This window comes from Acinetobacter lwoffii, from assembly GCF_024129735.1.
GTDB classification, from domain to species: Bacteria; Pseudomonadota; Gammaproteobacteria; order Pseudomonadales; family Moraxellaceae; genus Acinetobacter; species Acinetobacter lwoffii_H.
In genome coordinates this window covers 1-21150 of record NZ_JAMXXK010000004.1, presented here as the reverse complement: position 1 = coordinate 21150, position 21150 = coordinate 1, and the positions used below count along the sequence as shown (strand labels likewise).

Annotated in this window: 25 protein-coding genes; 17 read left to right on the top strand and 8 right to left on the bottom strand. The window is 44.1% G+C overall.

Annotation, left to right across the window (positions count from 1 at the left end; genetic code table 11):
• The first annotated feature begins 176 nt into the window (after window positions 1-176).
• Complete coding sequence (locus NI469_RS02085) at window positions 177-788, top strand: glutathione binding-like protein (protein WP_004729975.1); 612 nt, start codon at window positions 177-179, stop codon at window positions 786-788.
• Between the two features lie 54 nt (window positions 789-842).
• Here NI469_RS02085 and NI469_RS02080 read toward each other — a convergent pair whose 3' ends face one another.
• From NI469_RS02080 to NI469_RS02060, 5 genes are all read right to left on the bottom strand, one after another.
• A complete protein-coding gene (locus NI469_RS02080) occupies window positions 843-1625 on the bottom strand; it encodes a thiazole synthase (protein ID WP_004646601.1) in 783 nt (260 codons plus the stop codon).
• 14 nt (window positions 1626-1639) lie between these two features.
• Window positions 1640-1837: a sulfur carrier protein ThiS gene (gene thiS / locus NI469_RS02075; protein ID WP_004280105.1), complete on the bottom strand. Its 198-nt coding sequence runs from the start codon at window positions 1835-1837 to the stop codon at window positions 1640-1642.
• 35 nt (window positions 1838-1872) lie between these two features.
• Window positions 1873-2238 (bottom strand): DUF423 domain-containing protein, encoded by a 366-nt coding sequence (locus tag NI469_RS02070; RefSeq protein WP_253174320.1) that lies wholly within the window; start codon window positions 2236-2238, stop codon window positions 1873-1875.
• 119 nt (window positions 2239-2357) lie between these two features.
• The gene (gene rpoH, locus NI469_RS02065; RefSeq protein ID WP_004280101.1) at window positions 2358-3227 is read right to left on the bottom strand and encodes an RNA polymerase sigma factor RpoH; all 870 of its coding nucleotides are present in this window, start codon (window positions 3225-3227) and stop codon (window positions 2358-2360) included.
• Window positions 3228-3363: 136 nt separating this feature from the next.
• The gene (locus tag NI469_RS02060) at window positions 3364-3597 is read right to left on the bottom strand and encodes a sulfurtransferase TusA family protein (protein WP_004280100.1); all 234 of its coding nucleotides are present in this window, start codon (window positions 3595-3597) and stop codon (window positions 3364-3366) included.
• A gap of 382 nt (window positions 3598-3979) precedes the next feature.
• On the opposite strand from NI469_RS02060, the gene NI469_RS02055 reads away from it, so the two are divergent.
• Both NI469_RS02055 and rhlB read left to right on the top strand, forming a co-directional pair.
• Complete coding sequence (locus NI469_RS02055) at window positions 3980-4195, top strand: cold-shock protein (RefSeq protein ID WP_004280099.1); 216 nt, start codon at window positions 3980-3982, stop codon at window positions 4193-4195.
• 101 nt (window positions 4196-4296) lie between these two features.
• On the top strand, window positions 4297-5448 hold the full coding sequence (gene rhlB, locus NI469_RS02050; protein WP_004280098.1) for an ATP-dependent RNA helicase RhlB: 1152 nt from the start codon (window positions 4297-4299) through the stop codon (window positions 5446-5448).
• Window positions 5449-5508: 60 nt separating this feature from the next.
• Here rhlB and NI469_RS02045 read toward each other — a convergent pair whose 3' ends face one another.
• The gene (locus tag NI469_RS02045) at window positions 5509-5889 is read right to left on the bottom strand and encodes a hypothetical protein (protein WP_004646604.1); all 381 of its coding nucleotides are present in this window, start codon (window positions 5887-5889) and stop codon (window positions 5509-5511) included.
• Window positions 5890-6148: 259 nt separating this feature from the next.
• Here NI469_RS02045 and NI469_RS02040 point away from each other — a divergent pair, with 259 nt between their 5' ends.
• The 13 genes from NI469_RS02040 (at window position 6149) to NI469_RS01980 (ending at window position 19099) form a co-directional block, all read left to right on the top strand.
• Complete coding sequence (locus NI469_RS02040) at window positions 6149-6730, top strand: nitroreductase family protein (protein ID WP_044112675.1); 582 nt, start codon at window positions 6149-6151, stop codon at window positions 6728-6730.
• A gap of 33 nt (window positions 6731-6763) precedes the next feature.
• Window positions 6764-7837 (top strand): NAD(P)H-dependent glycerol-3-phosphate dehydrogenase, encoded by a 1074-nt coding sequence (locus NI469_RS02035; protein WP_253174319.1) that lies wholly within the window; start codon window positions 6764-6766, stop codon window positions 7835-7837.
• A 76-nt stretch (window positions 7838-7913) separates the two neighbouring features.
• Complete coding sequence (gene sixA, locus NI469_RS02030) at window positions 7914-8369, top strand: phosphohistidine phosphatase SixA (RefSeq protein ID WP_253174317.1); 456 nt, start codon at window positions 7914-7916, stop codon at window positions 8367-8369.
• A 30-nt stretch (window positions 8370-8399) separates the two neighbouring features.
• Entirely contained in the window at window positions 8400-9539 is a 1140-nt protein-coding gene (gspL, locus tag NI469_RS02025) for a type II secretion system protein GspL (RefSeq protein ID WP_253174316.1), read from the top strand.
• Window positions 9539-10018, top strand: coding sequence for a type II secretion system protein GspM (gene gspM / locus NI469_RS02020; RefSeq protein ID WP_253174315.1), 480 nt, complete (start codon window positions 9539-9541; stop codon window positions 10016-10018). The genes gspL and gspM overlap by 1 nt, the downstream gene beginning before the upstream one ends.
• A 90-nt stretch (window positions 10019-10108) precedes the next feature.
• Window positions 10109-11110 carry a quinone-dependent dihydroorotate dehydrogenase gene (locus tag NI469_RS02015; RefSeq protein WP_004729961.1) on the top strand — a complete coding sequence of 334 codons (1002 nt, stop codon included), beginning with the start codon at window positions 10109-10111 and terminating at the stop codon, window positions 11108-11110.
• 5 nt (window positions 11111-11115) lie between these two features.
• Window positions 11116-11697 carry a CvpA family protein gene (locus tag NI469_RS02010; RefSeq protein ID WP_005246742.1) on the top strand — a complete coding sequence of 194 codons (582 nt, stop codon included), beginning with the start codon at window positions 11116-11118 and terminating at the stop codon, window positions 11695-11697.
• Between the two features lie 24 nt (window positions 11698-11721).
• A complete protein-coding gene (gene purF, locus NI469_RS02005) occupies window positions 11722-13257 on the top strand; it encodes an amidophosphoribosyltransferase (protein WP_180038885.1) in 1536 nt (511 codons plus the stop codon).
• An 89-nt stretch (window positions 13258-13346) separates the two neighbouring features.
• Window positions 13347-15236 carry a M48 family metalloprotease gene (locus NI469_RS02000; protein ID WP_253174313.1) on the top strand — a complete coding sequence of 630 codons (1890 nt, stop codon included), beginning with the start codon at window positions 13347-13349 and terminating at the stop codon, window positions 15234-15236.
• A gap of 204 nt (window positions 15237-15440) precedes the next feature.
• A complete protein-coding gene (locus tag NI469_RS01995) occupies window positions 15441-16085 on the top strand; it encodes a hypothetical protein (RefSeq protein WP_253174311.1) in 645 nt (214 codons plus the stop codon).
• 22 nt (window positions 16086-16107) lie between these two features.
• Window positions 16108-17073, top strand: a complete 966-nt coding sequence (locus NI469_RS01990) for a 2-hydroxyacid dehydrogenase (protein WP_253174309.1) — start codon at window positions 16108-16110, stop codon at window positions 17071-17073.
• A gap of 116 nt (window positions 17074-17189) precedes the next feature.
• Window positions 17190-18632 (top strand): M48 family metalloprotease, encoded by a 1443-nt coding sequence (locus NI469_RS01985; protein ID WP_253174307.1) that lies wholly within the window; start codon window positions 17190-17192, stop codon window positions 18630-18632.
• Between the two features lie 107 nt (window positions 18633-18739).
• Complete coding sequence (locus NI469_RS01980) at window positions 18740-19099, top strand: hypothetical protein (protein ID WP_005107293.1); 360 nt, start codon at window positions 18740-18742, stop codon at window positions 19097-19099.
• Window positions 19100-19168: 69 nt separating this feature from the next.
• Here NI469_RS01980 and NI469_RS01975 read toward each other — a convergent pair whose 3' ends face one another.
• Both NI469_RS01975 and rpsU read right to left on the bottom strand, forming a co-directional pair.
• The gene (locus NI469_RS01975) at window positions 19169-19615 is read right to left on the bottom strand and encodes a GatB/YqeY domain-containing protein (protein ID WP_004280076.1); all 447 of its coding nucleotides are present in this window, start codon (window positions 19613-19615) and stop codon (window positions 19169-19171) included.
• A 33-nt stretch (window positions 19616-19648) separates the two neighbouring features.
• The gene (gene rpsU, locus NI469_RS01970; protein WP_001136722.1) at window positions 19649-19864 is read right to left on the bottom strand and encodes a 30S ribosomal protein S21; all 216 of its coding nucleotides are present in this window, start codon (window positions 19862-19864) and stop codon (window positions 19649-19651) included.
• Window positions 19865-20011: 147 nt separating this feature from the next.
• Between rpsU and tsaD the strand changes: the two genes are divergently transcribed.
• Entirely contained in the window at window positions 20012-21028 is a 1017-nt protein-coding gene (tsaD, locus tag NI469_RS01965; protein WP_004280030.1) for a tRNA (adenosine(37)-N6)-threonylcarbamoyltransferase complex transferase subunit TsaD, read from the top strand.
• Window positions 21029-21150: the final 122 nt, after the last annotated feature.

Genomic DNA, 21150 nt, shown 5'->3' with positions numbered 1-21150 from the left:
GATAGAGATAAAAATCTACACAAGATTGACTTGCAAAAGCCCGGAATATCCTGAATATTGAATGAGTAACTGCCCCAAAATGACAGTTACGCTTTTTTGCAATTTACAGGTTTGATCACTTGAAAGTTTGTCAGAAGCGATTTAAAACATTGAGAAGTGTATAACAAGGATCAGAAATGAAGCTTTACTATTCGCCAGGTGCCTGCTCACTGGCAGCACATATTATTTTAAATGAAATTAATGTCGATTTTGATTTGGAACGTGTTGATTTAAAAACACATAAAACAGAAAAAGGTACGGATTATTACGAAGTTAATCCTAAAGGCTATGTACCAGCGTTAGAAATTAACCCTGGTCTGATCCTGACAGAAAATGTTGCAATTCTACCGTTTCTTGCTCAACACGATCCAAAACAAGATTTGATTCCACCATCGGGCATGGGACGTGCCAAAGTGCTGGAATGGTTAGGTTATCTGAACTCTGAACTACATGATGCCTATGCGGTGTTCTTCGGTGGCAAGTTATCCGACGATGAAAAGAAAAAAGCCTATGCGGAGATTGATCGTCTATTGAGTTATATCGATAAAGCTATCGGTGAATCGGACAATGATTATCTGGTGGATGATAACTTTGGGCCTGCGGATGCTTATCTGTTTGTCTTGACCAACTGGTCGAACCAGATTGAGCATGATCTGAGTCCATATAAAAATATTATTCATATCCGTAATAAGGTGGCAGAACGTCAGTCTGTACAGATTGCCATGCGTGATGAAGGTCTGATTCCTTAATTACTGGAAAAAATAAAGGACTCAATTGAGTCCTTTATTTTTGTTGATGAAAATTTATTTAAAGAAATAGCCGGTTTCCGGCGAGCTGGCATTGGCCATACGCTTGCGCGGCATACGGCCTGCAAGAAAAGCTTCTCGGCCTGCTTCAACGGCTTTTTTCATCGCAGATGCCATCAAGACCGGATTTTGCGCTGCCGCAATCGCTGTATTCATGAGTACGCCGTCACAGCCCAGTTCCATCGCAATCGCAGCATCACTGGCTGTACCGACACCGGCATCGACTAGGACAGGAACTTTGGCATTTTCCTTGATGATTGACAGGGTATGTGGATTCAGAATGCCCAGACCAGAACCAATCAGGCTACCCAATGGCATAATCGCAACACAGCCCATGCTTTCCAGCTCTTGCGCCACGATCGGATCATCCGAGGTATAAACCATGATCTCAAAGCCATCGTCAATCAAGGTGCGCGCAGCTTTCAGTGTTTCGGTTACGTTTGGATAAAGTGTCTTTTCATCACCCAAAACTTCAAGTTTGACCAGATTGTGGCCATCGAGCAACTCACGCGCCAGCATACAGGTGCGGACGGCACTATTGGCATCGAAGCAACCTGCGGTATTCGGCAAAATGGTATATTTTTCCGGAGGAATGACTGACAGCAGGTTCGGCTGGTCAGGATCTTGGCCAATATTGACACGGCGAATAGCGACAGTGACAATCTCTGCACCACTGGTTTCAATGGCCTGCTGAGTTTCATTTAAATCTTTGTATTTGCCCGTGCCTACCAAAAGGCGTGACTGGAATTGGCGTGAACCAATCTGTAATAAATCTTGCATAATTGTCCCGAGTATTAGCCGCCACCGACCGCGTGAATAATTTCTATTTTGTCTGTATCGCAAATTGGCGTATCGCCCAATCTGCTTTTAGGAATAATCATTTCATTGACTTCAACTGCAAAACGCTTACCCTCAAGCGCCATACTCTGAATCAGTTCCAGCAGATTCTTGCAGTGAGTTTCCTGTTGTTCGCCATTGATGTAAATCATCATTCTAGCAACCCTCCATGATTAAGTGTTGTTCAAACTTATCTGGCGTATTTTAAAGCATTCCAGGCCAGAATTAACCATCCGGCAATCATTAAAGCCCCGCCGATGGGCGTAATAGCACCTAAACCGCGGGGTAATCCTAAGGCCATGATATACAGTGAGCCAGAAAACAGTAAAATGCCGACCTGAATCAGACCGAAGCTCCATTGAATGGGCAATGCAGGGATGACTTTCGCCATTAAAGAAAGAATCAGTAGTCCTAAGGCATGATAGAAAAAATAATCCGTTGCCGTTTGCCACCAGCCGAGCTGTGCTTCAGTCGCCCGCGCTTTTAAACCATGTGCACCAAAAGCACCGAGCATGACTGCAAGTGCCAAATTAAGTGCTGAAATCGCAATCCACATTTGAATTGATCTTCCTGATAAAGTTTGTGCTCAACCTTAGCATAAATTCAAAATGTGGACATAAAAAAGCCTTCATCAAAGAAGGCTTTTTCGAGGTAAATCAGTAACAGAATTTGGTGTTAATTGGATGACATCGCCACTTTAATTTTTTCCATGGCATTTTTTTCCAGCTGACGAATACGTTCCGCAGAAACATTATATTCGGCTGCAAGCTCATGCAGGGTCGATTTCTCATCATCTAGCCAGCGACGCTGCAAGATATTACGTGAACGATCATCTAGCTGATCCATGGCTTCATGCAGGGCAGAGGTGCTTTGCTCCTCATAGTCTTCATTTTCAATCAGACGAGCCGGGTCATAACGATTATCTTCAAGATATAACGCTGGTGCCACATGGGTGGAACCTTCATCATCGTCATCGCTTGATGCATCAAAAGCCGCATCATACGCCGTCAGACGGCCTTCCATTTCCAGTACTTGTTCTGGTGTGACATTTAAATCATTGGCAATAGACTGTGCTTCTGCGAGCGTCAACTTTTTCGATGATTTCTTCAGGCTGCGCAGATTAAAGAACAGTTTACGTTGCGCTTTAGTGGTGGCGATTTTCACGATACGCCAGTTACGGATCACGTATTCGTGAATTTCCGCCTTGATCCAGTGCACGGCAAATGACACCAAACGTACGCCCATATTCGGGTCAAAACGTTTCACAGCTTTCATCAGACCCAGGTTGCCTTCCTGAATCAGGTCACCTTGTGGCAGACCATAACCTGCATAACTACGCGCAATATGTACCACAAAACGCAAGTGCGACATGACCAGCATTTTCGCTGCATCTAAATCTTGGTCATAGTAATAGCGTTCAGCCAACTCTTTTTCTTGTTCGGCTGTTAAAATCGGAATCTGATTGACAGTGCTGATATAAGCACCGAGGTTGACACCTGGCGCCGATAATGACAGGGGCATCAACTGATTGCGGCTGTCACTCATGTGTTCTCCTTGAAGTGCGGGATAACCCTAAACTAGGTTTTATCTTAATCCAATCTCTCCACAAATAATGGATATTTGGGTAGAGAAATGTAAAAAAGTATACGAAAGTGAGGATCAACAGTTTAATTGAAATTTTTTAAGATTCAATTAAGTAGTGAAACTCTGTATCAGAAATTTTTTTAAATTCAAGCTTGAGCTGATGCAGCTGACAATAGCGGCTGACATCTGTCTGGCTATGCGGATCAGATGATTTCAGCAGGAATGTTTTCTGATTTCCGGCCTTTAGTGCGCGCTTTAACATTAATAGCGGCATCGGGCACGGTTTTCCCATAGCGTCTATAAGGCTGAATTGCGCTGGATATTCGGACATTGCGGTTTTATTTAGATAGCAGAAAAGGCTATAAATAGTAGCAAATATGATGCCAGAACCAAACTGGTTTCAGAAAAAGAAGATCTAAATGACTTTATAAAGTCTTTTGACAATTTTCATGAAAAAAATAACTAAATCAAACAGAACATGCTAAAAAAAATCTATTAATTGTGATAAACCCATGTTAAGCTCGTTGCGTATTTGGGACTTTGAATAAACAAAGTGATTGTTTTTCACCCTATTACATAAATGGATGTAACCGGGATTTTGTTGATAGTTTTACAGAATGATTACAAGCTTAAAAATAATATTTTCAAACTTGTTTGCTCTGCTGTTTGCAACACCGGGTGGTCCTTCTTTTAGTTTCAATGAGGATTAACTTATGACAGCTGCTCGCGAACAAGGCGTAGTTAAGTGGTTTAACGATACTAAAGGCTTCGGCTTTATTCAACGTAATGGCGGCGATGACGTATTCGTTCATTTCCGTGCTATCCAAGGTGACGGTCACCGTTCACTTCGTGACGGCCAACGTGTTGAATTCAGTGTTGTTAAAGGCCAAAAAGGCTTTCAAGCTGAAGAAGTTCAACCATTAGACTAATCTTCGGATTAAGCTAAAAAGAAAACGCTCCAATATAACTTGGGGCGTTTTTTGTTTATACTATCCCTATCTTAGTGATTACCCAATTAGAGCACCGCTTTATGTCATCTGGTTTTGAAACCTTAAATTTACATCCCAATCTAAAAAAAGCGATTGATGCTTTAGGCTTTACCACCATGACGCCTATCCAGCAGAAGGTTTTGAAATTCACGCTGGCAGGACATGATGCCATTGGCCGTGCACAGACAGGTACAGGCAAAACTGCTGCCTTTTTAATTAGTATCATGAATGATCTCTTAAATAATCCGATTCAGGAACAACGCTATCGTGGTGAGCCACGTGCGCTGATTTTGGCACCGACCCGTGAACTGGCGTTACAGATCGAAAGCGATGCACAGGATCTGGCGAAATATGCTGGTCTCAATGTGGTGACCTTGCTGGGTGGTGTGGATTTTGACAAGCAAAAGAACCAGCTTAATAAAGCGCCTGTCGATATTATGGTGGCTACACCGGGTCGTTTGATCGATTTTGTAGAACAAAAAGAAGTCTGGCTGGATCAGATTGAATTTTTGGTCATTGATGAAGCCGACCGCTTACTAGATATGGGCTTTATTCCTTCAGTAAAGCGCATTGTGCGTTTCTCGCCGCGTAAAGAACAACGTCAGACTTTAATGTTCTCTGCAACTTTCAGCTACGATGTGCTGAATCTTGCACAACAATGGTTATTTGAACCGGTCACAGTTGAAATTGAACCGGAAAAGAAAACCAATGCCGATGTCGAACAACGGGTTTATATGGTTGCCAAGGCGGACAAATATAAATTGTTGCAAGAAATTCTGCGTGATGAGCCGATTGAAAAAGTCATGATTTTTGCCAACCGTCGTGATCAGGTGCGCAAACTTTATGATCATTTAAAACGTGATGGTTATAAGGTGGTGATGTTGTCGGGCGAAATTGCTCAGGACAAACGCCTGAAAATGCTGGACCAGTTCAAAAATGGTAAACATAACATCATGATTGCAACAGATGTTGCAGGTCGTGGCATCCATGTTGATGGTGTATCGCATGTAGTGAACTTCACCTTGCCGGAACAGTCGGATGATTATGTGCATCGTATTGGCCGTACCGGTCGTGCGGGAACCAGTGGTGTGAGTATCAGTTTCCTTGCAGAAGATGATGCGTTCTATCTGCCAGAAATTGAAAAAGCCATTGGGCAAAAATTGCCTTTGACCCGCCTGGAAGGTTACTGCTAATCCAGACCATAGAAAAACCGCTCTTGAAGAGCGGTTTTTTATTGCGCTGTGGTTTAAGGCTTATTTGGCCTGACAGCGAAATGTAAGCACTGTCTGATAATCATCATTCTGGTTTAAACCGGTATTGGTACCTGCGATATTCCCGAGAACGGTAGCCGCTGCCTGAATCATCTGACCTGTTTGTTCATCGACCACGCCTTTTAAAGCGCCGTTATAAGCTGTCTTTTCATCCACAATAATTGGGGTTGATCGAGAGCCACAGGCTTTATTGGCCGCAGTAATCGCGTTGTTTTTCGAGGTCAGTTGATTTTTACCTAATCCGGTCACTTCGTACTGGTTATTTTCCTTTTGCACTGCCAATGCAGTCGGGTTTGAGGCACAAGCAGTAAGCAATAATGCGGAAATAGCTAATCCGCTGAAAGCGATTGTTTTTTTCATCATGAAATCTCAAGTAAATACGATGCTGAATATTTCAACACAGCAAGCAGCGCAGATTTTGTAGCTGTTGTATAGGTTTGGCAATTTTTGGTATAGCTCTATGTGAGTTAGGTGAAAAATAGAGCAGCACAGGATTGAAAAACCAAGCAACTTTATCTTCAAATTGTGATGAGCGTGCTGAATCGCTATGAAGTTTCTAGCGTATTTTTCTTTGAATATGCTAATCTTGAGTATGGTTTTTTAAGTGTAGATATACAAGGCAATGACGGAATCTGCGATTGACATCGTTCATCAAAATATTCACCAACGGCAATCGATTGGTCATCTGCTGGCACCCGCACCCAATGCAGAACAACTGGAAAGAGCCTTTCAAGCGGCATTAACTGCACCCGATCATCATCGGCTCAAGCCGACCACATTTGTGGTGGTTCCAGATAATCAGCGTGAAGCTTTTGGAGGGTTGCTGTCGCAGGCGCTCGTCGATTTGGGTGAAACTGAAACAGCGCAGATTGAGCGGGTCAAGAATCATCCATTTCGTGCGCCTTTATTGGTGCTTGCCTTAACGCGTTTGCAGGATCATCCTAAAGTTCCGCATTTTGAACAAATCCTGAGTTCAGGCGCAGCCATTCAGAATTTTCTGTTGTCACTTCAGGTTCAGGGTTTCTCGACCATGTGGCGTAGCGGTGCTGTAGTCGAGTCTGGCCTGTTTAAGCAGGCATTGGGAATTTCAAAAGATGATCTGGTCTCAGGTATTATTTATATTGGCACTGCAGCAAAAGCAATTCCAGCACGCGCAGAGATTCAAACCGGTGATTTTGTCAGTTATTGGAACCAGAACAGCTAGTTTGCAGGGTATAACAGGATATTAAAAAATAAGATGTCAGAATTAAATTTCTCAAAACTGGTAGAACCGGTTGCAGTTGATCATAAGGCAGCTTTAAGAGTCACGGTATTGGGTGGGGGCAGCTTCGGTACTGCAATGGCCAATACTGCAGTGCGTAATGGTTGCAATACCATGATCTGGATTCGTGATGAAGCAGTTGCGGCAGATATTAATGTCACGCATATCAATAAACGCTATTTGCCAGATTTTAAGTTAGAAGAAAATCTGCTGGCGGTGTCAGAACTAGAACAGGCTGTGCGTGATCGAGATATTATTTTAGTCGCTATTCCGAGCCATTCTTTCCGGGATGTCTTGCAGCAAATCAAACCTTTTATTACATCGCAAGCCGTGATCTCGCTGACCAAGGGTATTGAAGCCAAAACCTTTAGTTTCATGAGCGATATTATTCGTGAAGTGTTGCCTGAAGTGCCTTATGGTGTGTTATCAGGACCGAATCTGGCCAAGGAAATTGTGGCAGGACAGCCGGCAGGAACCGTGATTGCCAGCCAGTCCGAGCTGGTGCGTTATGCCGTACAACAAGCCCTACATAGTGCCTTGTTCCGCGTATTCGCCAGTGATGATGTGCATGGGGTAGAACTCGGGGGCGCATTAAAAAATATCTATGCTGTCGCGATGGGCATGGCTGCTGCGTATAACGTGGGTGAAAATACCAAGAGTATGATCCTGACCCGTGCTTTGGCCGAAATGAGCCGTTTTGCAGTAAAACTCGGTGCTAATCCGCTGACTTTCCTTGGGCTTTCAGGTGTGGGTGATTTGTTCGCAACCTGTAGCAGTCCGCTCAGCCGTAATTATCAGGTGGGTTATGCACTTGGCAAAGGTAAAACCTTGGAGCAGGCAACGACTGAATTGGGGCAAACGGCAGAAGGGATTAATACCATTGTGCAGGTCAAGGCACGTTCGGAAGAGCTCGATGTATATATGCCGATTACCTCGGCCTTGTATGATGTGATTTTTGAAGGTGCGCCACCACTCAATATTGCCTTGTCATTGATGAAAAACGGTCATCGCAGTGATGTTGAATTTGTCTTGCCACATCATCAAGTCTGATCTATAACACAGGGACTGTCTGCGAAATGTCATATCCGCTATATATCATGCAGGCAAAAGAATATAAGGAAATCAAATGCAACTAACTTTAGTTCGACATGGCGAGGCCGCGCCACCGATCAATGGTAATGATACCAAGCGACCTTTAACGGAGCGTGGTCATCAACAGGCTGAGCAAACTGCACAGTTTTTGAAAGAGATGATTAAGCCTGAAGTGTTTGTGGTCAGTCCGTTATTGCGTGCACAGGAAACTCTGGCACATTTGCAGCAGTATTTTAAAGATGTGCCGGTGGTGATCTGTAATACGATCAAACCGGATGATGATGCCAAAGTCGCAGTGGAATGGTTATCGCAACTGCCTTATGAGTCGATTGCAGTGGTGTGTCATATGAATGTGGTGGCCCATATGTCTTCCATTCTGCTGGCTGAATCTTTTCATCCCTATGCATTGGCAGAAGCACGTATTTATGATCAGGCGGTGATTGCACCTGGCTTATCCACACAGATAAAAAGCTTTATTCCTACACTATAAAAAATTAATTAAAACGGCAGAACACAATCGATGTTGTATTTATGGATGCCTGAAGCCAATGGGGTTTGGCAATGGTCAACTGGGGAGTTCTGGAACACTGCGCACACACTTGAGCAGCTGATTCAGGATATACAGGCTCATCATGGCGAAGAGGCGGTGGTGTTTTTTCCTAGCCGTCATGTGCAAATTTTGCAGCAGACCTTGCCCAAGAGCCAATATAAGAAAATGGGCAATGATGGCATTAAATATTTGCTTGAAGAATACGTGGTGCTGCCGGTAGATGCTATGAAAGTGCTACATCATTTTCAGCAGCCGGATCAGATCAGCATTATGGGGGTTGCGAATTCTACGCTTGAGACCTTGCAACATGCTTTAAGCCTGATCCCAGTCAAGCTGGCAGCTTTATTGCCGGACTTTTTGGTGCTGCCGGTTCCTGATGCCAATCAGCGTGTGATTGCGCAAATCGGTGGACGTTTGCTGGTGCGCGAGTCGGAATATATCGGCCAGTCGCTGGATGATCTAAGCCTTTATCTGGATTATCAGCCCAAGGATCTCAGCTATAAGGTGAGCAATCTGAATCAGGAGCAGTTGCGTAGTCTTGAAGCGTTCATCACTCAGGAGCAACTGGAATCTTTCCAATATGGTATTCCTGTACTGAAAAAACCAAAACAGCATCCGTTTAATATATTGCCTAAAGCAAAATCCGATGGCGCTATTTCCGGCTACTGGAAAGCCTGCGCGGCAGTTTTTCTGGGTATTTGGGTATTGCAGTTTAGTTATGATGCTGTGCGCTGGTATCAATATAAGAAAGTGGCAAATCAGACCGCCGCGCAAGCCATTGACCAGTTTAAATATTGGTTTGGACAAAATTATCCGGTCACTGAGCAGAATATCAAAAGTCAGTTTGAAGGGCAGTTGCGTCAAAGCCAGATCGCAGATACGCATGCATTACAGCTGATTAGTCGGGTGGGGCCTGTCTTGATGCAAAATCAGATTGTGGCACAACGGGTGAATTATGATGCTTCTGTGTTAAGTATGGAGCTTAAGGCCAATTCATCAGAAACGTTAAATGCACTGACCACACAATTAAGCCAGCAAGGCTTTAAGGTGGAGCTGGGGAATATTCAGGCCAGCGGAACAGCTGCGATCGGACTGGTGAGGATTCAATAATGAAAGGCATTGAAGCGCTACAAAATCGTATGGATCAGTCTTTTGAAAAACTGAGTGATTATCTGGACAGCTTGTCGGTACGTGAACGGGTAATGGTGATTTTTACCACTGTTTTTGTGATTGTGGCGGCAGTCGGTTCTGCACTCTGGTATATGCATCAGGCGGCAGATACCCAGCAAAAACGCTTAAATCAGATGAAAGATACCATTGTTTGGATGCAAAGTAATGCAGTAACCATGAAACCGGCTGGGGACACCCAACTGGATGCAGCGGAGAAAGTACAGCGAGTCGCACAGCAGCAAGGATTGTCGGTGGCTTCCCAGCAAATGGAAGGAAAAATTCAATTGGCGGTCATGCATGAAAATTATGCAGTACTGGCAAATTTCCTGACTCAGCTGGCACAAATGGGGCTAAGTATCGAGAAAATGGAACTAAATAATGAGGCAGGACAGATTAAATTAACGGCGACCATACAATAAACGGTAAAAATAAAGATTTGCAAAGCATGGTTTTTTTGTCAGCCTATGCCTATAATATGCCGACTTAAAAAGCAGTAGACTTTTCTGGATATGTTGTATTCTCTAGCCCGCCCTTTGTTGTTTTCTTTAGCACCAGAGCGTGCACATGAGCTGACATTATCACTATTGAAATCATCCCATAAAATGGGCTTGATGCGTCAAAACGTTGCTGCGAAACCTGTGACCTGTATGGGAATCGAATTTCCCAATCCGGTAGGTCTTGCGGCAGGTTTGGACAAAAATGGTGCCTATATTGACGCCCTTGCCGGTCAAGGTTTTGGTTTTATTGAAATTGGTACCATTACCCCGCGACCGCAAGCTGGCAATCCTCATCCGCGTTTATTCCGTTTGCCACAGGCCAAAGCCATTATTAACCGTATGGGCTTTAATAATGATGGCGTGGATCAGCTGGTTGAAAATGTCAAAGCGGCCAAATTTAAAGGCATTCTCGGTATTAATATCGGTAAAAACGCTGATACTCCGGTAGAAAAAGCAGTAGATGATTACCTCATCTGTTTAGAAAAAGTCTATAATTATGCTTCTTATATTACCGTCAACATTTCTTCTCCCAATACCAAAAACCTGCGCAGCCTGCAAAGTGGTGATGCACTCACCGAACTGCTGGAAACACTGAAGAAGCGTCAGCTTGAATTGGCTCAGGAATACCAGCATTATGTACCTTTGGTACTGAAAGTGGCGCCTGATCTGGATAACAGCGATATTGCCTTTATTGCCAAGCAATTATTGCAATTCAAGATTGATGGCCTGATTGTGACCAATACCACACTGTCACGTGAAGGTGTAGAGGGTCTGGAGCATGCAGAGGAAGCAGGTGGTTTGTCTGGCGCGCCAGTATTTGAGAAAAGTACCGCATGTCTGGCTGCATTTGCTGCGGTATTAAAAGGACAAATTCCATTGATTGGTGTGGGTGGTATTCTTTCAGGTGCAGATGCTGCTGCCAAGAAACAGGCAGGCGCCAGCCTTGTACAAGTTTATAGTGGCCTCATCTATACTGGACCTAAACTTGTAAAAGATTGTGTAGACGCACTTTAAATCCTATGAATGCCATTGATATCTTTCTACTGATTATCTTGCTCATTGGAGGGCTCAACGGTTTGCGTCAAGGATTTATTAAAGCCTTTGCGAACTTAGTGGGATGGATCTTTGCCCTGATTGTTGCGGCAAAATATTCAACGCTACTTGCGCCGTCTATGGTTGCTCTGAGTACAGATCCAGTCGTACAAAAGATTGCGGCCTTCGCTTTTATCGTCCTGCTGATTGTAGTTCTGACCTGGATCGTTACTGCACTGTTGAACCGTATTTTAAAGAGTCTTAAACTGGGCCCTCTCAACCGTCTGGCGGGTGGTGTCTTTGGTAGCCTGAAAGGTTTGCTGATTGTTCTGATTACCATGCAGGGAATTGGCCCGTGGGTAGAAAGCTCACCTCACTGGAAACAGTCCAAGTTTATTCAAGCCTTATTGCCTTATGCACCTTGGGCGACTCAAATGTCGAAAGAAGCCGCGAATGGCGCACTACAACATATCAAGCCTGAAGGGACATCGAAACCTTCAGCTTCATCATCTGAAACATCGTCCAAGTCTGGAGCTGCAGATGAGTCTACAAATAATCCTTTTTATTAATCCTAGCTTGTCTGCGAGGTTGCTATGTGTGGAGTAGTTGGTATAGCTGGTAAATCACCCGTTAACCAAATGTTGTTTGATGCATTAACGATGTTACAACATCGTGGACAAGATGCAGCTGGGATCGTGACATGTGATGAAGGACGTTTATTCCTGCGCAAAGACAATGGTATGGTGCGTGATGTATTCCATACCCGTCATATGCGTGCTTTGAAAGGAAATTACGGTATTGGTCATGTGCGTTATCCAACAGCCGGTTCATCGAGCAGTGCTGAAGCACAGCCGTTTTATGTGAACTCGCCGTACGGGATTACCTTGGCACATAATGGTAACCTGACCAATGCCGAAGAAATTCATGATGACCTGTTCAAAACTGACTTGCGTCATATGAACACTGATTCTGATTCAGAAGTCCTGTTAAACGTGTTTGCGCATGAACTGCAAAAACATGGCAAACTGGTGCCAACGTCGGAAGATATTTTCCATGCGGTAACACGTGTGCATGAGCGTTGCAAAGGTGCTTATGGCGTGGTGGCGATGATTACCGGTCAGGGTCTGGTGGGCTTCCGTGATCCAAATGGTATTCGTCCATTGATCTACGGTTCACGTGAAACTGAACAGGGTATGGAATATATTATTGCTTCTGAATCTGTTGCGATTACTGCGCTGGGCTTTAAAGTTGAGCGTGATATTCTGCCAGGTGAAGCGGTATTTATTGATTTAGAAGGTAATTTCTTTACCAAGCAATGTGCCGTAAATGCCGAATATCGTCCTTGTATTTTTGAATACGTTTATTTTGCCCGTCCAGATGCCATTATTGATGGAATCTCGGTGTATAAAGCACGTTTAAAAATGGGTGAGAAACTGGCGCAAAAAATTCTGCGTGAGTGGGGTGAAGAGCATGATATTGATGTGGTGATTCCGATTCCGGATACTTCACGTACTTCAGCGCTAGAACTTGCCAATATGCTGGGTGTGAAATTCCGTGAAGGTTTCATGAAAAACCGCTATATCGGCCGTACCTTTATTATGCCGGGACAGCAGCTGCGTAAAAAATCGGTACGTCAGAAACTCAACCCGGTTGAGCTTGAGTTTAAAGGTAAAAACGTACTGTTGGTGGATGACTCGATTGTCCGTGGTACGACCTGTAATGAAATTATCCAGATGGCTCGTGATTCTGGCGCGAAAAAAGTATTCTTTGCGTCTGCAGCACCGATGGTGAAATATCCAAACGTTTACGGTATTGATATGCCGGCGAAATCTGAGCTGATTGCATCGGAACGTAGCGTAGAAGAAATCCGTGAAATTATTGGTGCTGACCGTCTGATTTTCCAGGATCTGGAAGATTTGAAAGATGCGGTAAGAACCACCAAAGTACCGGATGTCAAAGACTTTGATTGTTCAGTCTTTGATGGCATCTATGTTTCGGGCGGTATTGATGCGCAATATCTGGATGATCTTCAGCAAAAACGTAGTGACAGTGCCATGAAAGAAAGCAATTATATTGATGTCAATATTGATGCAGCTTCAGTGGATTTGACCGGCGTACGCGAAGTCTAAGTAGTTAAAATCATCATGAAAAAGCGGGAATTTCCCGCTTTTTTGTTTTATGATGAGCCCATTGAAAATCATCATTTTAGGATTCTGCATTGCGAAACGTAGGATACGATTTTATAAAAAACAAAAATATAGTACTGCCTGTAAGTTTTTGCCTGATTGCAATTCTGTTGACTATTTTTATTATTAATACCGTTGTTGGTCTCTTTGTTTTTTATACTGATCCTAGCCAGTCAATCTTCTGGCATGCGCTGAGTCCTTACCTGATTGCTTTGTTGTTATGTGCCATGATGATCTCGGTCATCTACGAGTTTTATATTTTTCGGAATGGTGGTTATTCACTGGCGAAGCAGTTGGGTGCGCGTCGGTTGAGTCCGATGGACAGTATTCCAGAAGAAAGTGCTGCACTGCACATTAACCAGCAGCTGGCAGAGACTTTTCTGATTGATGTTCCGGCGGTATATGTGCTGCCCGATGAAGTTGGTGTCAATGCATTGACGGCAGGTTTTAGTCCGCGGGATACCGCAATTATCCTGACTTGGGGTGCGATACAAACACTGGATAAAGTTGAGCTGTATGGCTTGCTCAGCCATGAATTCAATAAAATTCTCTCTGGTGAAGCTGCGGAAAATACCCGCCTGAAAATCCTGTATAGCAGTTTAACCACGTTTAGTCAGTGTGGCAGTAAGATTGCCAAGTCCGGTTTTTATCGAGCGGGTAGTCCGCGTGAAAATAAGTTTGAAACTTTCTATGTTGCAGTCGGTGCGGTGATCTGGCTGATTGGTAGTTTGGGTGTTTTGATTTCCCGTTTTATTAAATATATTTCACTGGGTGGTCGGACCTATGAAAATGATCGAAAGACCCGACGCCTGATTCAAAATGATGCCAATATTCAGACTTTACTCAGAATCCATGTGCATCATTCTGGCTCCCAGATTTATAGTGAATATGCTGAATCCATTTCACATATGTGCTTTGCCAATTCCTTGAGCCCACAAAACTGGCTGAATATTCATCCCCATATCAATCAGCGGATTTATGAATTAAATCCTGCCTTGATTCAGGACTTACAGCTTGAGAATCTGAAAAAACTCAAAAATCAGCCTTTGTTTAGTTTGTTCCGTTCTTTAGAAGAAGTGGTGCCTGAAACTGCAATGAGCTGGAGCTCGCCACAGCCTTTGCCATTATTGCGGCTGTCTCCGATCAGTTTTGCGATTAAAGATGCGATCAAACCACTGAATCCGGAACTTCGGCTCAAGATGCCACGTCCGGAACTGATTGAGCGTGCATTACAAACCGCAACTGGTTCTCGTGAAGTGATGGTCGCCATTTTAATGATCCGTCAATATCGTGAATTTATTCCGACTGAGGCTGAAGTTAGCCGTGCCATTGTAGATTCATTGCTCAATCTGGACGGGCGGGTGCATATCTCGATTTTCCAGCAAGCTTGTAACAATATTGGTGGCATGCCGACAACTGTTGCACGCCAGTTTTTGATGAAGCTGGCACGGATTATTCAGGAAGATGGCGAAATTGGCCTGTTAGATGCATTATTACTGGAATGTGTGAAATACGAACTGAATTTGCTTCCTGCACATACGCCTACAGCACTCGATGAGGTCAAGCCACAGATTGTGCGTTTGATCGACGCCTTGCTGCATGTACAGCAGATTAATAGCGGCAACCAGCTTGAGGTGCGGGAGCGGATTTTAAACCGGATTCTGACCGCTCAGGAACTGGACTTATATAATGAAATTTCTGATGAGCCGATTGATCTGGCAGAAATCCTGAATGATATTGCGGGGCTGTTATTGCGTGATCGCCTCAGTATTTTAGGTATTGCAGAGGCCTGTTTGTGGAGTGATCGTATCGTGACACAGGATGAGTTGGACGTGATGGAGCTGTTGTATTGGCGCTTGGGTTTTGAGGCAGAACAGGTCGTTCAGCAAATGTTAAAGAAGAACAGTTTAACCATTCTGTAGAAAATAAATGAGAACGCGCAGCTTTAGCCGGAATCTGTTATAACAGCAGAAATGGTTTGATGGTGTATTAAAAGCACGGTTTTTAGCAGACAGCTAAACTTTGTACTAGAATCCATCAGGATAAAAAAGAAAAGCTGAAAAAGTTCGGCAAAGCACAGGCAATCCGGCTAAAATGTTCAGCCTGAAATTGGTGATGATGAAAAGATGATTGGGCATCAGCGTGACATACTGGCAACATTAGGAATCGATCTCTGGATTCCTAGGGACAGCGCATGTCAGCCGCACCAGGTTTCGATCTGGCGTGATCAGGCTGCACCTGAATTTCACACCGATATCGTCTTGCCTCAGCCTGCTTCCGTAGAGGCGTTGGCTGATCTGCCGATTCCTGAGCCAGAGCCAATTGTTACGCTTAAGGTTGATACACCACCTGCGGCACCGACTCACATTGCACCTGTTCAGGAACAGCGTGAAATCGTACAAATCCCGCCATTCAGTTTGCAGGCTTTAAGTCTGGCACATTGCAGTATCGTGATTGATGCAACTGCAATGACCGAAGACACCCAGAATTTATGGGGCAATATCCAGCGTGCAGTCCCAGGTGAGTTTCATGAGCTGAACTGGCCATTTCCCTGGGCCAATGTTCAGGATGGACGTGGTGTAGAATCCTATATTCAGGGTTTTCTGGATGGAATGAGTGCAGAGAAAAATATTATTTTCCTCGGGCCTGTAGCGCATATATCAAATACGAAAATGATCCAGTTGGCATCTTTACAAGAAATGCTGGATCAGCCGATTCTAAAAAAACGTTTATGGCAGTTTATGCAAAATAGGACTGCCAGTCTGGAATAATCTTGCTGTGGAATAGAAATAGATGAAACAAAAAGTGGTTGTATTTAGTCAAATTGATCCTGATATTCAAAACAAGCTGGAACAAAATTATCAGGTGAGCTACATACAACCCAAGCTGGGTGATGTGAATCAACAGCTTTTGCAGCAGGTTCAGGATGCCGATGGCATGATTGGCGCAGGGCGTTTGCTGAATCGTGATAATCTGGCCAGTGCCACCCGATTAAAAATTATCTCCAGTGTCAGTGTCGGTTATGACAACTATGAACTGGATTATTTAAATGAAAAGAAAATTTATCTGAGCAATACGCCGCATGTACTGACTGAAACCACTGCTGACCTGGCTTTCACTTTACTGATGTCAGCAGCACGCAAAGTGGCCTACCTGGATCAATGGACCAAGCAGGGACAATGGCAGCGTACCGTGGGCGAAGCACAATTTGGTATGGATATTTTTGGAAAAACCCTCGGAATTATTGGTCTCGGTCATATTGGGGCGGCAATCGCACGTCGTGGTTTTTACGGTTTTAACATGAATATTCTGTATCATAATCGCCGGGAAAAACCAGAACTCGCTCAAGGATTGAATGCGCAATATTGCCAGCTTGATGAGCTGTTACAGCGTTCTGACTTTGTGGTCGTTGCAGTAGATTTGAATACGGATTCCAAAGCCCTGATTGCAGCAGCGGAATTGACGAAAATGCAACCTCATGCGGTATTGGTCAATATTTCACGTGGCTCGGTCATTGATGAACAAGCATTAGTTGAAGCTTTAAAAGCCAAGCAGATTTTTGCTGCCGGTCTGGATGTGTATCAGAAAGAGCCATTAAAAGAATCGGAATTATTCCAGTTGGACAATGTGGTTACATTGCCACATGTGGGTTCGGCCACTGCAGCAACCCGTAAAAAAATGGCAGAACTGGCTTATCAGAATCTGGTCGATGCTTTAGAAGGACGATTGCCCCGTTATGCGGTCAATCCAGAGTTTTAAAATGCATCTGATTCGTCGTTTCAATGGTATTAAAAAATAACATTTTCTTGCGTCTCTGCTCATGGTTCAATGCTATATTCAAGACAGATTAGATTGGCAGGATTAGAGATTTTTCATTGAAACGATTGGCGCTGGTGTGTGGCTTAAGTCTGTATATGGTGGCAGGGCACAGCTCTAACCATGATTTTAATCAAGTAAATGTACAATTTTCTGTGCCTGATATTGGTACAGGTGTCGGCTTACTCGATCAACAAAAAGAAAAAATGATCGGTGAAAAAGTCTATCGTGAAGTGCATAAACAAATGCCAGTGATGCAAAATCCATGGCTTGAAGATCAGCTGCTTTCAGTATTTTCTCATATTCTGAGTCAAACTCAATTGCAACAGCCGATCGGTTTGTTGGTCATTAATGATCCGCAAATTAATGCTTTCGCCGTACCGGGTGGCCTCTTTGCACTTAATGCTGGTCTGATTAATTCAGCCCGAAACATGGATGAAGTGGCAGGAGTCATGGCACATGAAATTGCACATGTCACACAACGTCATTACAGTCGCTCTCGGGATGCCTTTAAAGGGCAAGGTTTACTGGCGCTAGCCGGAATTCTCGTCGGTGTTTTGGTCGCTTCTCAGGCAGATGGTGATGTCGGCACAGCGGTCATGATGGGTTCACAGGCAGCACTTCTAGATAAACAGCTCACCTATAGTCGTAATCAGGAGCGCGAAGCAGACCGGATCGGGATGCAGTATATGTACCGTTCTGGCTATAACCCGCATAGCATGGCAGACTTCTTTGAGGTCATGCATCGCTCGACCAGCCGATTGAGCTTTCTGCCAGATTTCTGGTTCACTCATCCACTCACCACAGAGCGTATGAGTGAAGCGCGTTTACGTGCCAACCAGCTTCCTGCGGTGAAACGCAATCTCAATGATCAAGACTTTGAAATTATCAAGTGGTATAGCAGGGTATTGTCTGGTCAGACCAATGCAGAGCAGCTTATCCTGATGGACCGGCAAAATAATTTTGCAGGCCAGCTTGCCTTAACTGCCTATCAAATACAGCAAAGTGATTTTCAGGCCGCGCAGGCTACTTTAAATCGAGCAAAAAAGCATAATCAGATGCATCCTTTGCAGGTTTTATTTCAGACCGATATTTATTTAGCGCAGAACCAGCTTGATGCTGCCTTGAAAAGTGTAGCGTCAGCAGCGCGGATCATGCCGGAGAATCGAGCGCTCAATTATAAATATGCAGAAGTGTTGATTCGTGCCAAGCAACCTGATCAGGCAAAAATTTTAGTGCAGCGATTTTTAAATGCCAATTCACGGGATGTGAGTGGCTGGCGACTGATGCAGCTTGCTGCCAATGTAGAGCCGGATTCGCCGATCAAGGCTGCTAATGTGCTGCGCTATCGTGCAGAAGTAGAATATTGGTCAGGGTATGAAGAAACTGCGATCAAATCATTATTACATGCACAGCGTAGCGTAAAGAATAATCAATCTTTATCGTCAACTATTCGCCAGCGTCTGAAGCAGATGCAGCAGGCACATCAATATAAGATTTAAAGCTGAACTGGGTTTTAAGTTTTTGTATCAGGATGATATAGCAAGAATATATTCAATCAGGCTACAATATTTTTGAAAGATCAGCGTGAATCAAACTGAAGCATAATATGAAAAAAATACTATTGGGCGTGTGTCTACTGGGGTGGAGTTATGGGGTTTTTGCTGCGAGTGCAGTTGAATATGTAGAAGCAATAGAACGAATTAATGCGGATTATAAAAAGGAATCGCGTCAGTTTTTAAGTGGTTTAAATCCGCAGCAACAGGGATTTAGTCCTGAGCAGAATGCAAAATTTTGTGGAATTGTAGGACGTTATGTTGATCGTTTATATCAGGCCGCTGACCAGAATCGTCCTTATCTGGATCGTCAGTTTCAAAATATGAGTAAACGGGATGTAATTGTAGAAGTGAAATCGTCGAAAGAGATGCAATTACTTAAGCGTTATCAGGTCGATTGTAATTTGCAATGAGAATACGTCAGGAACTGTCTTTGATTAAAGGCAGTTCAACGTTAAAGAGAAAATGCTAGAGAGTATGGATTAAGCAAGTTGCGCTTTGATTTTGGCGGAAACTTGTGCAGGATCGGCGCGCCCGGCTATGAGCGGACGCAGAGAATTCATCACCTTACCCATATCTTTCATGCTAGTAGCTTGTTGCGCTGCAATAGCTTGCGCAATCATGGAATCAAGTTCTTCCTCAGTCATAGCTTCTGGTAGAAACTGAGACAAAATCTCAATTTCGGCTTGTTCCTTACTAGCTAAATCATCTCGGCCAGCGCCTGCAAAGGCTTTAACCGATTCTTTACGTTGTTTAATTTGTTTTTCAATGACCGCAAGAACCTGAGCGTCGTCAAGTTCTTTGCGCTCATCGACTTCGATTTGCTTAATTGCTGCCTGTAGACTACGAATGACCGTCAGCTTGGACATTTCTTTGGCACGCATTGTTGCTTTCAAAACATCCGTGATTTGGTCTTTTAAAGTCGTCATTATTTATTCCAGGCAATCAATCACAAATTAATCTTAGTAAAGGCGAGTCGTACGTACTGATTCACGCGCCAATTTCTTTTGGTAGCGTTTAACAGCAGCAGCTTTTTTGCGCTTACGTTCTTGAGTTGGTTTCTCGTAGAATTCACGCTTACGTACGTCAGCAAGAACACCCGCTTTTTCGCATGAACGTTTGAAACGACGGATAGCTACGTCTACTGGTTCGCCTTCTTTCAATTTAACTTGTGGCATGAAGAATCCTCATATCAGTTAGGGTAAGATCTCGGGCTGAATTGCCCTCAATCACAAGTGAAGGTCAGTATTTTACTCATTTACATCTCATACCACAAGTCTATAATAGTTGCTGCAATAGAATTGATACAGGTTATGGGCAGTTTAATGATCGTTTTAGGCTTGGAAACGTCGTGTGATGAAACAGGACTTGCGCTGTATGACAGCGAGTTGGGTTTGCGCGGACAGGTGCTTTATAGCCAGATTAAACTGCATGCAGAATATGGCGGTGTAGTTCCAGAGCTGGCGTCACGTGATCATGTGCGTAAACTGATTCCACTCATCAATGAGCTGCTTGAACAGAGCGGCGTGAAAAAATCAGAAATTGATGCAGTCGCATATACCCGTGGCCCGGGTCTGATGGGCGCACTCATGACAGGCGCATTGTTTGGTCGTACTTTGGCCTTTGCACTGAATAAACCCGCAATTGGTGTGCATCATATGGAAGGTCATATGCTGGCACCTTTGTTGTCAGAAACTCCGCCTGAGTTTCCATTTGTTGCATTATTGGTATCGGGTGGACATTCTCAGCTCATGGCTGCTTATGGCATTGGCCAGTATGAATTGCTCGGTGAATCCATTGATGATGCGGCAGGCGAAGCCTTTGATAAAGTCGCGAAAATGATGGGCTTGCCATATCCGGGCGGTCCGAATATCTCTAAATTGGCGGAACAGGGCGATCCAAATGCATTTGCATTCCCACGCCCAATGCTGCATCAAGGTCTGGAATTCTCATTCAGTGGTCTAAAAACCGCAGTTTCTGTACAGATGAAAAAACTGGGTGATGAAAACCGCGATGCCGACATCGCTGCCAGTTTTCAGGAAGCCATTGTCGATACTCTGGTGAAAAAGTCGGTGAAAGCATTGAAGCAAACGGGGCTTAAACGTCTGGTGATTGCGGGCGGTGTCAGTGCCAATAAGCGTTTACGTGAGCGTTTAGAAGCAGATTTAGCCAAGATCCGTGCATCTGTTTATTATGCTGAACCTGCACTCTGTACAGACAATGGTGCAATGATTGCTTTTGCGGGCTATCAGCGTTTAAAAGCAGGGCAGCATGATGGCTTGGCGGTGACCACCACACCACGCTGGCCAATGACGGAATTGACTAATCCGACAGAGGCATAGATTTCAGGCTTGAAAAAAAGAGGCTAAGGCCCACTGCTGTCCCACAATTTTTACAAGAGGAAGCTCATTTAAGCTTCCTCTTGTTTGATGGGGACTTTATCGGGTGAAAATAACGCTTTTAA

What these genes read in the sequence shown, in the direction of transcription:
- NI469_RS01980 (WP_005107293.1), top strand. Translation starts at nt 18,740, where the DNA reads ATGAAAAAAATACTATTGGGCGTGTGTCTACTGGGGTGGAGTTATGGG.
- NI469_RS02085 (WP_004729975.1), top strand. Translation starts at nt 177, where the DNA reads ATGAAGCTTTACTATTCGCCAGGTGCCTGCTCACTGGCAGCACATATT.
- NI469_RS01990 (WP_253174309.1), top strand. Translation starts at nt 16,108, where the DNA reads ATGAAACAAAAAGTGGTTGTATTTAGTCAAATTGATCCTGATATTCAA.
- NI469_RS02080 (WP_004646601.1), bottom strand. Translation starts at nt 1,625, where the DNA reads ATGCAAGATTTATTACAGATTGGTTCACGCCAATTCCAGTCACGCCTT.
- rhlB (WP_004280098.1), top strand. Translation starts at nt 4,297, where the DNA reads ATGTCATCTGGTTTTGAAACCTTAAATTTACATCCCAATCTAAAAAAA.
- rpsU (WP_001136722.1), bottom strand. Translation starts at nt 19,864, where the DNA reads ATGCCACAAGTTAAATTGAAAGAAGGCGAACCAGTAGACGTAGCTATC.
- NI469_RS01995 (WP_253174311.1), top strand. Translation starts at nt 15,441, where the DNA reads ATGATTGGGCATCAGCGTGACATACTGGCAACATTAGGAATCGATCTC.
- NI469_RS02070 (WP_253174320.1), bottom strand. Translation starts at nt 2,238, where the DNA reads ATGTGGATTGCGATTTCAGCACTTAATTTGGCACTTGCAGTCATGCTC.
- NI469_RS02055 (WP_004280099.1), top strand. Translation starts at nt 3,980, where the DNA reads ATGACAGCTGCTCGCGAACAAGGCGTAGTTAAGTGGTTTAACGATACT.
- NI469_RS02060 (WP_004280100.1), bottom strand. Translation starts at nt 3,597, where the DNA reads ATGTCCGAATATCCAGCGCAATTCAGCCTTATAGACGCTATGGGAAAA.
- sixA (WP_253174317.1), top strand. Translation starts at nt 7,914, where the DNA reads ATGCAACTAACTTTAGTTCGACATGGCGAGGCCGCGCCACCGATCAAT.
- gspM (WP_253174315.1), top strand. Translation starts at nt 9,539, where the DNA reads ATGAAAGGCATTGAAGCGCTACAAAATCGTATGGATCAGTCTTTTGAA.
- gspL (WP_253174316.1), top strand. Translation starts at nt 8,400, where the DNA reads ATGTTGTATTTATGGATGCCTGAAGCCAATGGGGTTTGGCAATGGTCA.
- tsaD (WP_004280030.1), top strand. Translation starts at nt 20,012, where the DNA reads ATGATCGTTTTAGGCTTGGAAACGTCGTGTGATGAAACAGGACTTGCG.
- purF (WP_180038885.1), top strand. Translation starts at nt 11,722, where the DNA reads ATGTGTGGAGTAGTTGGTATAGCTGGTAAATCACCCGTTAACCAAATG.
- NI469_RS02045 (WP_004646604.1), bottom strand. Translation starts at nt 5,889, where the DNA reads ATGATGAAAAAAACAATCGCTTTCAGCGGATTAGCTATTTCCGCATTA.
- NI469_RS01975 (WP_004280076.1), bottom strand. Translation starts at nt 19,615, where the DNA reads ATGACGACTTTAAAAGACCAAATCACGGATGTTTTGAAAGCAACAATG.
- NI469_RS02010 (WP_005246742.1), top strand. Translation starts at nt 11,116, where the DNA reads ATGAATGCCATTGATATCTTTCTACTGATTATCTTGCTCATTGGAGGG.
- NI469_RS02015 (WP_004729961.1), top strand. Translation starts at nt 10,109, where the DNA reads ATGTTGTATTCTCTAGCCCGCCCTTTGTTGTTTTCTTTAGCACCAGAG.
- NI469_RS02035 (WP_253174319.1), top strand. Translation starts at nt 6,764, where the DNA reads ATGTCAGAATTAAATTTCTCAAAACTGGTAGAACCGGTTGCAGTTGAT.
- thiS (WP_004280105.1), bottom strand. Translation starts at nt 1,837, where the DNA reads ATGATGATTTACATCAATGGCGAACAACAGGAAACTCACTGCAAGAAT.
- NI469_RS02040 (WP_044112675.1), top strand. Translation starts at nt 6,149, where the DNA reads ATGACGGAATCTGCGATTGACATCGTTCATCAAAATATTCACCAACGG.
- rpoH (WP_004280101.1), bottom strand. Translation starts at nt 3,227, where the DNA reads ATGAGTGACAGCCGCAATCAGTTGATGCCCCTGTCATTATCGGCGCCA.